The sequence below is a fragment of the Deinococcus misasensis DSM 22328 genome (assembly GCF_000745915.1).
GTDB lineage: Bacteria > Deinococcota > Deinococci > Deinococcales > Deinococcaceae > Deinococcus_C > Deinococcus_C misasensis.
On record NZ_JQKG01000029.1, the window covers coordinates 14814 to 29670 of the forward strand.

Annotated in this window: 13 protein-coding genes and 1 other annotated feature; of the genes, 1 reads left to right on the top strand and 12 read right to left on the bottom strand. The window is 54.7% G+C overall.

Annotated elements, in window-relative coordinates; genetic code table 11:
* Window positions 1-16: 16 nt before the first annotated feature.
* From Q371_RS16140 to Q371_RS28095, 9 genes are all read right to left on the bottom strand, one after another.
* Window positions 17-997: a C39 family peptidase gene (locus Q371_RS16140; protein ID WP_034342104.1), complete on the bottom strand. Its 981-nt coding sequence runs from the start codon at window positions 995-997 to the stop codon at window positions 17-19.
* A 216-nt stretch (window positions 998-1213) separates the two neighbouring features.
* Window positions 1214-2353, bottom strand: a complete 1140-nt coding sequence (locus Q371_RS16145; RefSeq protein ID WP_034342106.1) for an NAD(P)/FAD-dependent oxidoreductase — start codon at window positions 2351-2353, stop codon at window positions 1214-1216.
* A 159-nt stretch (window positions 2354-2512) separates the two neighbouring features.
* On the bottom strand, window positions 2513-3550 hold the full coding sequence (locus tag Q371_RS16150; RefSeq protein WP_051964602.1) for a LacI family DNA-binding transcriptional regulator: 1038 nt from the start codon (window positions 3548-3550) through the stop codon (window positions 2513-2515).
* A 252-nt stretch (window positions 3551-3802) separates the two neighbouring features.
* The gene (locus Q371_RS25885) at window positions 3803-5395 is read right to left on the bottom strand and encodes a protein kinase domain-containing protein (RefSeq protein ID WP_051964604.1); all 1593 of its coding nucleotides are present in this window, start codon (window positions 5393-5395) and stop codon (window positions 3803-3805) included.
* 234 nt (window positions 5396-5629) lie between these two features.
* The gene (locus tag Q371_RS25890) at window positions 5630-6220 is read right to left on the bottom strand and encodes a hypothetical protein (protein ID WP_051964606.1); all 591 of its coding nucleotides are present in this window, start codon (window positions 6218-6220) and stop codon (window positions 5630-5632) included.
* Between the two features lie 326 nt (window positions 6221-6546).
* Entirely contained in the window at window positions 6547-9177 is a 2631-nt protein-coding gene (locus Q371_RS16170) for a valine--tRNA ligase (RefSeq protein WP_034342110.1), read from the bottom strand.
* Window positions 9178-9234: 57 nt separating this feature from the next.
* Window positions 9235-9489 (bottom strand) — a binding site (T-box leader).
* 59 nt (window positions 9490-9548) lie between these two features.
* On the bottom strand, window positions 9549-9941 hold the full coding sequence (locus Q371_RS16175; protein ID WP_034342112.1) for a DUF6636 domain-containing protein: 393 nt from the start codon (window positions 9939-9941) through the stop codon (window positions 9549-9551).
* A gap of 3 nt (window positions 9942-9944) precedes the next feature.
* Window positions 9945-10652: an HAD family hydrolase gene (locus Q371_RS16180; protein WP_034342114.1), complete on the bottom strand. Its 708-nt coding sequence runs from the start codon at window positions 10650-10652 to the stop codon at window positions 9945-9947.
* 301 nt (window positions 10653-10953) lie between these two features.
* The gene (locus Q371_RS28095) at window positions 10954-11409 is read right to left on the bottom strand and encodes an NUDIX hydrolase (RefSeq protein ID WP_051964608.1); all 456 of its coding nucleotides are present in this window, start codon (window positions 11407-11409) and stop codon (window positions 10954-10956) included.
* Between the two features lie 88 nt (window positions 11410-11497).
* On the opposite strand from Q371_RS28095, the gene tsaB reads away from it, so the two are divergent.
* On the top strand, window positions 11498-12046 hold the full coding sequence (gene tsaB, locus Q371_RS16190; RefSeq protein ID WP_034342116.1) for a tRNA (adenosine(37)-N6)-threonylcarbamoyltransferase complex dimerization subunit type 1 TsaB: 549 nt from the start codon (window positions 11498-11500) through the stop codon (window positions 12044-12046).
* Between the two features lie 78 nt (window positions 12047-12124).
* On the opposite strand, the gene Q371_RS16195 is transcribed toward tsaB, so the two are convergent.
* The 3 genes from Q371_RS16195 to Q371_RS16205 all read right to left on the bottom strand — a co-directional run bounded on the left by Q371_RS16195 (window position 12125) and on the right by Q371_RS16205 (window position 14737).
* Window positions 12125-13105: a hypothetical protein gene (locus Q371_RS16195; protein ID WP_034342118.1), complete on the bottom strand. Its 981-nt coding sequence runs from the start codon at window positions 13103-13105 to the stop codon at window positions 12125-12127.
* A 310-nt stretch (window positions 13106-13415) separates the two neighbouring features.
* Complete coding sequence (locus Q371_RS16200) at window positions 13416-13718, bottom strand: hypothetical protein (protein ID WP_051964611.1); 303 nt, start codon at window positions 13716-13718, stop codon at window positions 13416-13418.
* Window positions 13718-14737 (bottom strand): D-alanine--D-alanine ligase family protein, encoded by a 1020-nt coding sequence (locus Q371_RS16205; RefSeq protein ID WP_034342165.1) that lies wholly within the window; start codon window positions 14735-14737, stop codon window positions 13718-13720. Before Q371_RS16205 ends, Q371_RS16200 begins: the two co-directional genes overlap by 1 nt.
* Window positions 14738-14857: the final 120 nt, after the last annotated feature.

Genomic DNA, 14857 nt, shown 5'->3' on the forward strand with positions numbered 1-14857 from the left:
AGCAGGGCAACAGCCTTCAACTTTTTCCCCATCTGGACAGTGCCTCTCTGGCCTCCCTGAAATTGGGACGGTACTTCAGGGCATTTTGCAGATCGGTGCGGGCCTGCGCACCCTGCCCGAGTTGGCCTCTGGCACGGCCTCGCCAGTAATAGGCTTCTTCATGGTCCGGAGCATTTCTCAGGACATCCGAACTGAGCTTGACCACATCGCTGTAACGTCCAACCTGATAATAGGCTTCCAGAGGCTCAAACTGGTACCAGAACATCCGCCAGGGCAACCCCAGCTTGCGGGCCTGATCGAAAGCTTTGACTGCCGCTCTGGGGCTGTTCAAACGGGTCAGGGTGGTCCCAAGGTTGAACCATCCATAAGCATTTTTGGGAGCCTGCTGGGTTTCTTGCTGGGCCACCTGCAATGATTTTTTCAACATCCATGGGGTGCTGGTGCGGGGTCCCAGCAGGCTTTCCACTTCGCTGGATTTGTTTTCTGGATAGACCACCAGATAGGTGCGGTTGAACACCTGCCAGTCCCGATCAAATCGGGCATAGCTGTGGGCCAGTTTGGTGCCCAGATAAGAGTCGTAAGCCCGGAAAACTCCAGCTTTATCGTCAAAACCAAGCACCAGACGGTAATGGCCCATTCCGCCTTCCTCTGGGAGGTCCATCCAGGTTTGCACCATCACCGGATATCCTGCAGCCAGCAGGTTCTTCAGGGTGCCAGCGTTCCCAGCCACCCCTTCATGGATTTTGAAACCCTGCTTGCGCACGTAATTTTTGATTTCTGCTGGAGAAACGTTCTTGTCGGCTTTGTTGGGCTTGATGCTCGGGGCAATCTGGTACTGGGTGAGGCCACTTCCAAAGTAACTCAGGGCCATCCCAAGGGTGGCTGGGCCGCAGTTGTTGAGCCTCTGGTACTCGTGCCGCACCCCATCAAGGAAAACTTGCTCGGGGGCAGCCAGAGCCGTGCTGCCCATCAGAAGTCCCATCCAAAGCCTTTTCATGGATGCAGTGTAAGGTCTCAGGGCAAAAGAAAAAGTAGAGGATCGTGCACCTGAAGTGCAACTTTGTGATCTGCTGCGTTTATCCGTGAAATAGGAGGTTGCAGGAGAATCCTCCTATTTCAAGAAACCCTTTGAGACATCCTTTTATTCTTCTGTCAAATGCCATAAAACACAAAAACCGCTGCACAAGGCAGCGGCTTCGGTTCTCAGGAAAACTTAAGAGATGCTCTCTCTCCAGCGCCATTCGCTGGCTTTTTTCATCATGTGGGCCAGACCGCCAGAGAGTTTGAGTTTCTGGTTCCAGGGGAGTTTCATCCAGCCCACAGCCATCAGGCCGCCGAGGGACACAAATTCACCGAGGGTGGTGGGTTCGTATTCAACCAGTTCGCGGCCTTTGGCCAGACGCATCAGGTTGCGACCGGTGGTGCGGCCTTGCTGACCGGCGTGCTGGGCAGTGGTGGGAACGGGTTTGCCTTCCTGGTTTTTGCCCAGAGCCATGTCGCCAACCACGAAGACTTCGGGGTACTCAGCGATGCGCAGGGTGGCGTCCACGACGATGCGGTTGGCAGGACCACGTTGCAGTTTTTCACCTTTGACGATGTCCTGAGCCTGAATGCCACCGGTCCAGATGGTTTTGCCAGAGCTGATCACCTGAGGCTCTTGACCTTCGGCCTGAATGGTCACGGTGTCTTCGGTGGCCTTCATGACGCGGTGTCCGGTCAGCACTTTGATGTCGTAGTCCAGCAGGGTTTTCATGGCTTTGTTGCGCAGGTCGTCTTCCAGTACGGGCAGGATTTTGGGACCGGCTTCCACCAGGTAAATGGTGAGTTTTTCGGTGCCCAGTTGCTTGGAAAGGTAATCAGTGCGCTGGGCCACTTCGGTGGCAAGCTCCACCCCGGTCAGACCTGCTCCACCAATGACGATGTTGCGGCTTCCCGTGTAGGTGGGAAGGTGGGCCTTGTTGATCCAGGCGTAGATCTCTTCGGCGTCTTCGAGGCGCTTGAGTTCGCTGGCATATTCAGCAAGACCGGGAATGCGGTAGAAGTTGGTGACGCTTCCGAGACCGATCACGAGGGCATCGTAAGACAGGGTCTGGCCTTTGTCGGTGGTCACTTCTTTTTTGTCGAGGTCCACAGAGAGGACCTTGGCAAGCTCCAGTTCGACTCCGGTTCCACGCAGCAGGGGTGCGATGGGGAGGGTCACCTGGGTATTGTGTGCCGCTGCTTCGTGCAGACGGGTTTCGAAGGTGTGGAAGGGGTTTTGCTCGATGAGCGTAACGTCGAGGCCCTCGGTGGGCTTCAGTTTGGTGGCAGCTGCGAGACCCGCATAGCCGGCACCCAAGATCAGTGTCTTCATTGTCACTCCTGTGAAACCGTTCACAAGGGGAGGCACGGCATATGCCCCCCTCGGGGATGTACAGCCAGGGACGTCTGTCCCCGCTTCAAGTGTCGAGTTTACACCATCCCGAGGGGGCTTGGAAACACTTTTCGCACAGTCTTGTTTAGTTTTCTTTGGCTATCTTTCAGCAATTGCCACGTACTTGGCTGGTAACACCTCACCCAGCGTGGAATCGCGCTCCACAAGGTGGGGGGTGAACCGGGCTTTTCTGGGCGGTCCATCGTATCCCGAAAGCCTTTCCAAAAGCATCTCTGCAGCACGGCGGCCCATCACTTCAATGGGTTGGTGTACCGTGGTGAGTTTCATGTCCTGAGACCAAGGCTGGTCGTCAAAGCCGATCACTTTGATGTCCCGACCCACCACCAAGCCACGCCTGCCAGCCTCTTCAATGAGGGAGCCGGCCAGCACGTCTGCAGCTGCAAAGACTGTGCAGGGGAAAACCGCTTCATTGAGCAAGCGCTGGGAAGCCTGAGCCCCACCCTGATGGTGCAACCCGCAAGGGAAGTCACCCATCATCTGGATGTTGCTGGAAGCCAGACCATCGTCAAAGCCGCGTTTGCGGTCCACGAACACCTGATTGACGAAAACCCCCTCTGGGTCCTCTTCCAGAGACATGGTGTAGGCAGGCAAACCCAGACGGGCTGCATATTCACCGACCAGATAGCCCCCGTAATAGTTGTCGAGGAACACCGAGTCGTAATGCTCAGATTCGTTGTCCACCAGCACCACTGGATGTTCGGTGGGCAGGTACCCCTCGGGGAAAAGCCGCCCGAGGTCGTAAGTGCACATGATGATGCCGTCCGCCTGATATGCAATGCGGTTGCTGTTCAGGTAGCGTTCGATGCGGGCACGGCCAAGCAAAGGAAAAATGGCCATGTCAAAACGGTTTTCATCCAGACATTCTTCAATGGCATTGACCAGACGCACGTAAAATTCCACGCTGACCATGGGCAGCATCACACTGACCGTGTAAGAACGACCTCCAGCAATGCGTCTTGCGTGCGGGTTGGGTGCATATCCCAGTTCTTCAATGGCCTCGAGCACTTTGTCCCGGGTGCTTTTGCGGACCGATGGGTGGTTGTTCAAGACACGGCTGACAGTGCCAACGCCAACTCTGGCTTTCCGTGCGACATCCTGAATGGTGTGTTTGCTCATCAAGCACCAGCCTCTTCTGACACTGTTCTTTTTCTGGTTTATGGAACGTTCCAACAGTGTGCTTCTTCACATGATATCGTTTTCAGCACACAAATTCGTGACTTTTCTGGCAAGCTTTCAGACATTTGAAAACGGCAGTCTGGTTTTTTGCTTTCCAGACTTTGTTTTTTCAGAGGATGAATTTCTTGCAGCTGCACAAAAAGACCCGGTTCAATGATTTATTTGGGCCTTTTCAATCAGATTTATGAAAGCTCAGAGCTCTTTTTCAGCCTCCAGAAACCCAGAGACAAAAGCCTTCAGAAAAAATTCCCTGGACCGAATCAGGTCCGTGACCCCGGCCTCCCCTGTTCGGTACAACCGCCCGAGTTGGTACAGGGCCGCCAAATGCCCATGGTCCGCTGCACGCTCAAACCAGTACATCGCTCTGGAAGGATGCCGATTCACCGAAACCCCATTCAGGTAAGCCATCCCCATCTGAAATTCAGCCTCTGGGTGCTCTTTCAAGGCTGCCTGTTTGATGAGCTTGAACCCCTGATCCTCATCCAGAAGAACACCTCGACCCATCAAATGCAGTTTGCCCAGCCAGCACAACCCTTCAGGATGCCCCTGATCGGCAGCTTTGCCAAACCACGCCACAGCCTGCTTGATGCTCCTGAAAGTTCCACAGCCATAAAAACACAGCCAGCCCATGTGGGCCTGTGCAGCTGGATGCCCTGCAGAGGCCGCTGTCGAGCTCCAGTGAAAACCCTCATAGAAGTCCTGAGGCACCCCTTGACCATGATGGTGAAGCTGACCCAGACGGTAGGCCGCTTCAAGGTGGCCTTTTCGGGCTGCTGTCTCAAAACGTCTGGCGGCTTCCTTGAAGTCTCTGGCTTCCTCGGCCTGCACCCCCAGATGGAAATGCTGGCTTTCTTTGCTCTGGCTTTCAGCGGAGGGCTTGGGAGCTGTTTGCAATTTGCTTTGCACCCCAAACACCTGCAGCAGTTCAGACGCGGTGGAAGGCCTTTGTGGAATGGCCAGAGCCATGCACCTGCCCACCACCTGTTTCAGTTCCTCAGGCGTGTCCTGCGGCAACTGGCGCACCAGTTCTTCGCTGTCCTGATCCTCTCCAGACATCCTGACCAGTGCAGACGGAGGAACCCTGCCTGTCAGCAGGTAAAAAACCACCCCTCCCAGAGCATAAAAATCGGTGTGGCTGCCCAAAGTGAGCCCTTTGCTGTACTGCTCTGGAGCAGAATAACCATGGGTCACGATTCTGGAGCTCTGGGAACCGTGCAACACAGCCGAACCGAAATCAATCAGGACCGGACGCCCCTCAGAGAGCAGGATGTTCTCGGGTTTGAGGTCGAGGTGCAAAAACCCCTGACTGTGCACATAATCCAGAGCATGCAGCAAATCAATCAGGATGCTCTTGACCAGTCCCGGCGTCAGGATGCCCGAGTGGTACACCGAAGTCAGGTCCTTGCCTTCAATGAACTCCAAGAACAGATAAGCCGTGCCATTCAGACGCTCGGCGGTGTAACACATGTTGATGGATTCGTGCTTGAAACGGGCGAGGACTCTGGCCTCCTGCAACACTTCATCAAGGTTGTAACCCTGCGGAAGTTCCACAGAGCCATCCCTTTTGCGCATGGAACCAGAGGGAAAAAACTCTTTGAGCACCCCTTTTCGGCCAGTGTTCAAATCGGTGGCCAAATAGGTGATGCCAAACCCACCGCTGCCCAGCACCTTCTGCAAATCGTATTTTTCAATTCTGGGAAGTGGATTTTCCAGTTGTGCACCACAACTGATGCAATGCACCGCATGGGGATCATTGGGGGTACCACAGACAGGGCAAATGTTCATAAATGGTCTACGTATACAGTAACGGATTGGGAGGCAGAAGGCAGAAGGCAGAAGGCACGGTGGTGCATTGGACAGGACTTGTCAAGCTTCGCCTTTTGCCGAGAAGCCTTGTAGCATGCGTCGCCCTGTTGCCGAGAGCCGAGAGCCGAGAGCCGAGAGCCGAGAGCCGAGAGCCGAGAGCCGAGAGCCGAGAGCATCTTGCAGTACGTGGCAGAGATGGTCAAGGGGAATTTTTCACCCCTCAGGCCACTCCAGCTCTGGATACGCCTGTTTCAAAGACTCAAGGTATTTTTCATTGAGTCTGGTCGCCAAATTTTTGCGCTCCTCTCGGGTCAATCTGCCCAGAACTGGGATGCGTCTGATGTGCTCATTGAGCAACCATTCGTGGAGTTCCCAGAGCCCTTTGAGCTTTCGAGCGAGGTTTGAGCCCAGAGCCTCCTGCTCCGTTTTGCTGACCGGGAGAATCTGAGGGTCAAAATCCTCCAGAAATTCCCGAATCTGGCGTTCCCGTTTGCGGGCACGGGTCTGGCGGGCTTTTTCAGAGCGCTCACTGGCAGCAATGGCCCTGTCCAGCAACTCTGCATAGGCCCCTGTGGATTCGGCCTCCTGCACTCTGGATTCCCAGTACAGTTTGACCCGACCATATTTCTTGTTCAGGCGGTTCTCGCGGGTGTCGTCGTGCTCGGGCAGCAATTTCTGGATCATCGAGGCAGTCCAGCCGCGCTGTTTCAGGTCAAAAGTGGCCAGCAAACGGTCTTCCACAAACGCGTCTTCTTGCTCATGGTCATTTTCACTGTAATTTTCGTCGTCAAGGTCCTTGGACATACACTCCAATCAACTTCTTCTCTGGTCAGTTTAAAGACCTCCTCTTCTGATGTCTGTTGGATCGTTCCCAAAGCAAAGCCCCCAACAATGTTGGGGACTCTGGGGTTTTGGGTTGAGAGCCTTGTAGGGGCTACGCGTGCGTCGCCCTTTAAAGAGCCGAGAGCCGACAGCCGAAAGCACTGTGCGATACGTGGTAGAGATGCTCAAGGGGATCTGTAGGGGCGTGCCTCGCCCTGAAAACATCAGCCAAAGCTCTTTTCACTTTCTGCCTTCGTCCTTCTGCCATTTTTGCCCTCGGCTCTCGGCCCTATGCCCTCGGCCTTCAGTCACTCAAACTGCCCGATCACATCCGTCAAACGGTCCCTCTGGGCAGAAAATTCAGCCACCCGGCGACGCTCTTCTTCGATGACCTCCTGAGGGGCGTTGGCCACGAAGCCAGCGTTGTTCAGCTTGCCCTGCGCCTGTTTGATTTGTTTCTCGGTTTCCTGCAGGCGTTTCTTCTGGCGCACAATCCACTCGCTGATTTCCACGGTGCCTTCCAGAGGGGCATTCACGATCACACCGGGGGCCACTTGACTGAGCACCTTGCCAGAGATGTCCTCGACCAGTTCCACTCTGGCGATGCCTTCCACCACGTAAGCGTTCGCCTTGATGGTGTCCAGACCTTCGCCGGAGATGCTGACTTGCAGGCGGTCCTGAGGGGCAAGCCCGAGTTCGCTTTTCAGGCTTCGGGCACTGGACACTGCACTTCTGAGGTAATCGAAAGCCTGTGTGGCTTCTGCATCGAAGCGGGCAGGGTCGTATTTGGGCCACGAGTGCACGGCAATCTGGCGTTTGTGGTCCAGCGCTTCGTAAATCTCGGAGGTGATGAAAGGCATGAAAGGGTGCAGCAGTTTCAGAATGCCTTCCAGCACAAAGGTGATGGTTTCTCTGGTCTTCAGGTTGCCGTTTCTGAGGGCAGGTTTGGAGGCCTCAATGTACCAGTCGCAGAATTCATCCCACGTGAAGCTGTAAGCAATGCGCACGGCAGCGGCAATGTCCATGTCTTCGAGGGCCTGTGTGACCTCTTTCACCGTTTCGTTGTAGCGAGACAAAATCCAGCGGTCTGCAAGGGTGAGCCCTGTGTCGGTGGTTTCCACTTCGCTGCTGAGGTTCATCATCACGAAACGGGATGCATTCCAGAGCTTGTTGGCAAACACTTTGCCCTGTTCGAAACGGCGGTCGTCGTGCTTGATGTCCTGTCCACCTGTGGCGAGATAAGAGAAGGCGAAGCGGCAGGCATCCACGCCGTACTTGCTGAACAGTTCCAGAGGGTCAATGCCGTTGCCTTTGGATTTGGACATCTTCTGGCCTTTGGAATCGAGGTACAGGCCGTGCAGCAGCACCTTGCTGAAGGGTGCTTTGCCGGTGAATTTGTATCCGGCCATTTGCATGCGGGCCACCCAGAAGAACAGGATGTCGTAACCGGTCACGAGGACCTGGGTGGGGTAGAACTTCTGGAAGTCCTCGTCTGCGGTGTCCGGCCACCCGAGGGTCGAGAAGGGCCACAGGTTGCTGCTGAACCACGTGTCAAACACGTCAGGATCGCGTTTCAGGTTGAGGTGGCTGTAACGGGGGTCCTGATCGCAGTCAAGGTCGGGGTTTTCAGCATCAGGAACATAGATGTTTCCCTGATCGTCGTACCAGACGGGAATCTGGTGGCCCCACCAGAGTTGACGGGAAATGCACCAGTCGCGGATGTTTTCCAGCCAGTCGCGGTTCACTTTGGTGTAGCGCTCAGGGTAAAGGGTGATTTCTCCCTTATCGAGGCCCTCCAGCACAGACTGGGCCATGCTTTCCATGCGCACAAACCACTGCTTGGAGATCATCGGCTCAACGGCCACACCTGTGCGCTCTGCAATGCCCAGAGCGGTTTCATGGTCTTTCTCTTCGAGGAGGTCGCCATTTTCGGTGAGGTCTTTGACCACGGCTTTGCGGGCTGCGAAGCGCTCCATATTCCGGTAAGCCTCTGGGACAAGGTCACTGGTCAGGTTGCCGTTCCAGTCGATCACGCTGGGACGGGCAAGGTTGTGACGCTCGCCAATTTCAAAGTCGGTGGGGTCGTGGGCTGGGGTGATTTTCAGGGCTCCCACCCCGAAATCCCGCTCCACGGCTTCATCGGCAATGATGGGGATGTAGCGGTCGGTCAGGGGAATGCGGGCTTTCTGACCGATCAGGTGCTGGAAGCGCTCGTCTTCAGGGTGCACGGCGATGGCCTGATCCGCAAAGATGGTCTCGGGACGCACCGTAGCGATACGGATTTCTCCGGCTTCCCCGTTGCTGGGGGCCAGAGTGCTGTCCTGAAGCTTGTAGGACAGGGTGTACATCTTGCCTTTTTTGACTTCGCGTTTCACTTCGAGGTCAGAAAGGGTGGTTTGCCCAACGGGATCCCAGTTGACAATCCGTTCGCCCCTGTAAGCCAGACCTTCGTGGAAAAGCTGAATGAACTGCTGGCGCACGGCTCTGGAAAGGCCTTCATCCATGGTGAAACGCTCTCGGGTCCAATCACAGGACACCCCGAGGGTTTTGAGCTGGTTGACGATTTGCCCACCAGACTGTGCCTTCCAGTCCCAGACTTTTTCAAGGAACTTCTCACGTCCGAGGTCAAAACGGTTGATGCCTTCAGCAGCCAGTTGCTTGGTGACCACCCACTGGGTGGAAATGCCTGCGTGATCGGTTCCGGGAAGGAACAGGGCTTCATAACCTGCCATGCGCTTGTAACGGATCAGGGTGTCAATCAGGGTGTTGTCCAGCGCATGCCCGAGGTGCAGGTTTCCGGTGACGTTGGGTGGAGGAATCACAATGGTGAACGGGGGTTTTCCGCTGGTGGCATCGGCGCGGAAGGGTTCGTCGCCCCATTTCTTGACCCATCTGGGCTCGATGGCCTGGGGTTCGTAAGCTTTGGACAGTTCCTTCATAAGACCTCCTTGATGTGAAACCACAACATCTGAAACCAAAAAAAACGCCTCATCCGACAAGCGGACGAGACGTGAAAAGACACATTCCCGCGGTACCACCGCAATTCCCTGCCAACGGCAAGGCACTTGAACAAAGCTGTCTCGGGCTGACCCGTGCAGGTCTACTGGTGCCATTTCAAACCGCAAACTGGCACGTTCTTCTGCATGCTCCGGGGCGACCTTCCCCGAGTGGCCTCCCAACCCCTTTTCAGCTTCCGGGGTCTCTCTGTTGAGCGCCACCTCTCGGGTACTCTTCCCCATCAAGGCGTTTTTGAGTATAGCAAAAAGGGGTGCAGGGCACATCAAGAGGTTGGCTTATTCAGGCAAACCTTTCAGAACAAACTTTGCTTGCCTCTGGAAAGCAGCCAGCCTTTCTTGTTTTTGTTCACGCACTTCAAACCCGAGGTCAGGGACGTACAGGTGAATCCAGCCTTTTTCCAGACCTGTCCGTATTGCAACACCGGATAATTGGGGTTCAGAGCAGTGTCTCCATGGCAAATCCGCATGGACTTTCCAACAGAAGCCATGGCAAAAGCGTTTCCCCAATCCAGATCGCAATTCTGAGGTCTGGGCGGAATGGGAGCTGTGTTTTGCAAAAGATCACAACGCAACTCGTTTTCATACAGCATGCAGTGGATGTTTTTGGATGGGGTCTGGAACCCTTCAAAGCTCTGGGCCAGAGCCAGTCCACCTGTGCCGATCAACAATGCCATCAGGAATTTCATGGGTCACCTCAAGAAGGGTTGTAGTTCTTCCAGAGCATACAGTTCATGAAGCCCACGCACCTGACGCACGTCACTGACAGGGGCAACGTGACCAAAACGGTTGAGCCAGACGGCTGCAATCCCAGCTTTTTGGGCAGCTTCGACATCCTTGGCATGGTCATCCCCGATCATCAGGGCCTGATGGGGCAAACAGTTGGCCCGTTCCAGCGCAATCTGGTAGATCCTCGGGTCGGGTTTGCCAAAACCAAATTCATCGGAGAGCACCCACACATCAATGAAGTGGTGGATGCCAAGGGTTTGCAGTTTCTCGGTTTGTTCTTCCAGCGAGTTGTTGGAAATCACCCCGATTTGCACCTTGCCATGCAGCTTGGTCAGCAAGTCATGGGTGCCTTCCAGCAGCATCCGAGACTCCAAAAAAGCCTGCCGATATTCGTCTTTCAGGCGTTCCGCCACTGTGTCATTGACTGTTCCACATTCTTCCAGAAGCAATTCAAAACGCTTCTTGCGGGCCTCATGCAAATTGAGGAGGTTGGGAACCACATAACGGTCATGGACCTCCTCCAGAATGGATTTGTGGCGTTTCTTCAGGTGATCCATGGGGACTCCATGAAACTCTGGTGTGCGGTGGTACACATGGGCAAAAGCAGCTTCCATGCTGTTGAAGTGGTCGAAAAGGGTGTCATCAATGTCAAAGAAAACAGTGTGCAACATGCCTCACTTCATCACAGTTGAAGACCCTTCCTGTGGGTTTGTTGAGACATCCTGATGGTCAGGTCTGCAACAATTTGCTCAAGGCATCCACAGCAGGGTTTAAGCTGTGGCCTTTAACCTGAAATCATGGATTCTCTTCTCTTGATTGTTGGTGGTGCATTTGCAGGTCCCCTGCTGGTGATTCTCGTTTCTTCCGTCCTGAGCATCATCAAAGAACGACAGATGCTGCACAAAGAAGACTGAAAGTCACCTGATCATCCGTCCAATGCTGAAAACCCTTTGAGTGGTGTGTTGTGAAGCATCACATGTACAATTCCAGCAACTTCTGGTCGATCTCATCAATGTACCCGATGTCTTCACCAGACCAGAGGTGGATTTTCAGGGCTTCGGTGTTGGGTTCAAAAGGGCGGATTTCTTTCAGGCCTGCCACATACAAAGCACCGTATTCCATGCGCCCATCAGGCTGAAGTTGAAATTTCATGATGCCTCGAAAACGCAGGTCCGCCACCTGCCCGGTTTCTTCCATCAATTCTCTGGCTGCAGTCTGGCGTGGGGTTTCTCCAGCATCAATGAAGCCACCCGGCACTTCCCACTTGTGGCGGTACGCATTGAGCATCAACAGGAAACCCTGCTCGGCACGGGCCACCACCAGAGCGTGGGTCAGGGGTTCAAATCGGTTGGCTTCTGATTCCAACACCTCAAAAAAATCCAGAAAAACATCACCTTTTTGATTGATGCAGATGGGACTGTTTTGCATGATTCACTTTAAAGGGGTTTGCTGAGGTTCAGCAAAGGCCTCTGCACCTCTGGTGATGACTGCCCCTCAAAACCAGTAAAGTGGTACCGTGCTGACTTTAGCCCTTGACACTGCCACCCCGGATCTCAGCCTTGCTCTGGTCACCCCACAGGGAACTTTTTCCTTTTGTGAGCGTCTGGAGCGCCTGCATGCCCAGAGAATCGCCCCTGAAGTTCAAGCCCTGTTTCAGCAGGCAGGTCTCCCCTTTCGGGCGGACCGTCTGGTGGTGGGGGTGGGTCCCGGTTCCTACACCGGGGTTCGCGTTGCGGCCAGTTATGCGTTGGGACTGGCCCGTGCCTGGGGTGCGGAAGTGTTTGGCGTCAGTTCCTTGATGGCCATGGCTGCCCCACATGAGGGGGTGGTCGGGGTCACGCTCGATGCCCGCAGAGGCAACGTTTATGCAGGTCTATATGAAGTCCAGAGGGGTCAGATCATCAAAGTGTTGCTGCCAGACAGCAAGCTTCCTCTTTCAGAATTTCAAACCCATGTGGAAAAAGCACAGGGCACACTGGTTCCAGAAGCGAGGGTGTCTGGAGTGGCTCTGGCGCAATTGGCTGAAACCCAGGGCAGCAAAGACTGGAAATTGCATTATTTATAAGTGTGAATGAGAAAAAAGGGGACGCTTCCGCATCCCCTTTTGCTCTGTCTTTTGCTCTGTCTTTTGCTCTGTGTTTTTTCAAATCCAGCGAACGTTTCCCGAGCTTTCTGCGGGTTTGCTGGGACGGGATGCTCTGGGCACAAAGTCCAGTTGCACATGCTGGTGTTTTTTGAGGAGGCCCAGCAGGTACTCCACCTGAGAGGTGCGCACTTCATCCAGAGCAAAGTGACCACGGTGACCTTCCAGACTCAGCAAAATGGTTTCGGTGAGGCTTGGGCACAGGGTTTTGGTGTGACCGGGGGTGCTCTGGATGCGGATGGCCGGATTGAAGATGCTGGGATCGGTGAGAATCACATCCGAGCGCTCACGAACGATTCTGGGGTCCAGAGCCCGGCTGCGAGATGCATTCAGCACAATGGCGTTGTGCTTGAGGTGCTCGCTGCGCAGTTGCAAAGCGCCCAGATCTCCAAGAACCACCAGCAAGTCGGCTTCACGCAGGCGTGCAGGAACGGGGTCCGCATCGGTGGTCAACTGGTGAATGCCTGAAATCTTTTCCAGCACAGGCATCAGGGCAGAGATCAGCTTGAAATCCGAGCCAATCAGGGTGACTTTCGGGTTTCTGGGGAGGTGTTTGAGCAGACGCTCAATCTCCATGACCACACTGGCAGCCCGGTACACCGTACCACTGGTGATGCTGATGTCCTTGCGGTAGCCAAAAGCCTGCCCAGCCTGACTGACTTCTGCCGTCAGGGAACCCAATCCCACCACACTGGCCCCGAGGTCGTGGGCATGCGTGATGGCATCGTTGATTCTTTCTTGTACCATTTCTGCAGGCAGCACCCGGAATTGGTGGGCCGTCAGGGGCACGCTGATCACATGTCCCTGAATGGAATGCTGGTTGGACTGTAAGTGTCCGGTCAGCATGGGTTTGAGGGGCAGTTTGCGCATGGCATACTCGTAAGCAGCCTCTGGAATCAGTTTGAGTGCAGGCACATGGGTGAGTCGGGCCAGATCCTGAGCAATCTCTCTGGGGTAGGCCAGAAAAGCGAACGTGTTCATTGAAAATCCTCCTGCAACATGCAGAACCCTGTCTTTTGGACAGGAGTGTGGGGCAGGGTTGATGTGTGGATGAAAAGAGGCCCTGTTTGGCTGATGTCTTCAGCATACGTGCTGTCATGCACTGACGATGTGACGGCAGTCGTTGGTGAATCCCAATCCTCCGTATTATAATGTTTTTTTTACAAAAATCTGCAATCTGTGCAGATGGATGGGAGTACAAGCTTTCCCGTATCAGACAATACGAAATTTGTCCTCAGGAAAACCCCGAGGACAAATATTCCAGATTTCAACCCAATTCAACACGGACAAGTCACATGGCACCCTTGCCACACAAAGTGTTGAGTGCGGCAATGCCTGTCATGGCTTTCCAGAGCACCGGAAACACCGATGCAGCGATCATGCCCACACTGAAAGGCCCCCATCCGTTCTCCATCATTTTGCGGTTGGTGGCCAGTCCAATGCTGAGCGGACCCAACACCAGAGGCACCACCAGAAAGCCCAGCGTGCGGAGTTTGCATGGATCAGGATTGACCACCTCGAACAGCCACATCAGGCCCAGACCCACCCCTGCACACAGGGCAAAACCCAGCAAAAACCGCACGAAAGGTTTCATCAGCGCTCCTCAAGGGCCAGTTCCACCAGTTGGGTCACCAGTTCACTGTAGCCAATGCCACTGGCCTCCCAGAGTTTGGGGTACATGCTGGTGCGGGTGAATCCGGGCATGGTGTTGAGCTCGTTGAGGTACAGTTCGCCACTCTGGGGCAAATAGAAAAAGTCCACGCGGGCCAGTCCAGCACAATCCAGTGCTTTGAACGCTTTGAGGGCGTATTCCTGAATGCGGGTTTGCACTTCTGCAGGGATGTGGGCCGGAATGTGCATCTGGGCCAGACCATCGGTGTACTTGGTTTCGTAATCGTAGAAGTCGCTGTCAAAAGACAGTTCACCCACCACACTGGCTTTGGGGTCATCGTTGCCCAGAATCCCCACTTCCACCTCTCTGGGTTTTTCTCTGGTCATGGCTTCCAGAATCACCCGGCGATCGTAGTGGAAAGCCAATCCCAGAGCCTGCTCCAGTTCATCAGCATGCTTGGCCTTGGAGATGCCCACACTGGAGCCCATGTTGGCCGGTTTCACAAAAATGGGGTACCCGAGATCCCCGGCGATGTCCATGACCTGCTCGGGGTTCTTCTTCCAGTCGCTTCTTGAAATGGCAGCCCACGGCACCTGCGGAATGCCTGCAGCTGCAAGCGCCTGCTTGGTCATGATTTTGTCCATGCACACAGCGCTGCCCAGCACCCCACTGCCTACAAAAGGAATGCCTGCGAGGGTCAAGAAACCTTGCACAGTGCCGTCTTCCCCCATTGGACCGTGCAGAACCGGAAAAACCACATGGTGTTCTCCGGCCATGCCTGCTGCAGACAGCAACATCTCTCCTCCACTTTCTGCCTGACCTGCGGTGAGGGCCTGCTGGCTCTCGGGCAAAGACAGCCATTTGCCGTGCTTGGTGATCACCACCGGGGTCACTTCAAACCGGTCCTCGGGCAGGTTGGAGAGAATGCTTTTTGCACTGTTGAGGCTCACTTCATGCTCGCCTGACTGTCCACCTGCGAGCAACAAAATCCGAATCTTCATGCCCATCAGTATATGGGGTTCCACTTGCAGGACCACGGCAAGTTGTCCTTTTTGGAGGGGCAAAGCACAAAGGTTTTCCCTGAGGGTCCAGTCCTCCAGAGGGGTTCTCATTGTTGTATC

Coding starts and splice junctions, on each gene's coding strand:
- Q371_RS28095 (WP_051964608.1), bottom strand. CDS start 11,409: ATGCAAAACAGTCCCATCTGCATCAATCAAAAAGGTGATGTTTTTCTG.
- Q371_RS25890 (WP_051964606.1), bottom strand. CDS start 6,220: ATGTCCAAGGACCTTGACGACGAAAATTACAGTGAAAATGACCATGAG.
- Q371_RS16145 (WP_034342106.1), bottom strand. CDS start 2,353: ATGAAGACACTGATCTTGGGTGCCGGCTATGCGGGTCTCGCAGCTGCC.
- Q371_RS16140 (WP_034342104.1), bottom strand. CDS start 997: ATGAAAAGGCTTTGGATGGGACTTCTGATGGGCAGCACGGCTCTGGCT.
- Q371_RS16200 (WP_051964611.1), bottom strand. CDS start 13,718: ATGAAACCTTTCGTGCGGTTTTTGCTGGGTTTTGCCCTGTGTGCAGGG.
- Q371_RS16175 (WP_034342112.1), bottom strand. CDS start 9,941: ATGAAATTCCTGATGGCATTGTTGATCGGCACAGGTGGACTGGCTCTG.
- Q371_RS16180 (WP_034342114.1), bottom strand. CDS start 10,652: ATGTTGCACACTGTTTTCTTTGACATTGATGACACCCTTTTCGACCAC.
- Q371_RS16170 (WP_034342110.1), bottom strand. CDS start 9,177: ATGAAGGAACTGTCCAAAGCTTACGAACCCCAGGCCATCGAGCCCAGA.
- Q371_RS16150 (WP_051964602.1), bottom strand. CDS start 3,550: ATGAGCAAACACACCATTCAGGATGTCGCACGGAAAGCCAGAGTTGGC.
- Q371_RS16205 (WP_034342165.1), bottom strand. CDS start 14,737: ATGAAGATTCGGATTTTGTTGCTCGCAGGTGGACAGTCAGGCGAGCAT.
- Q371_RS16195 (WP_034342118.1), bottom strand. CDS start 13,105: ATGAACACGTTCGCTTTTCTGGCCTACCCCAGAGAGATTGCTCAGGAT.
- Q371_RS25885 (WP_051964604.1), bottom strand. CDS start 5,395: ATGAACATTTGCCCTGTCTGTGGTACCCCCAATGATCCCCATGCGGTG.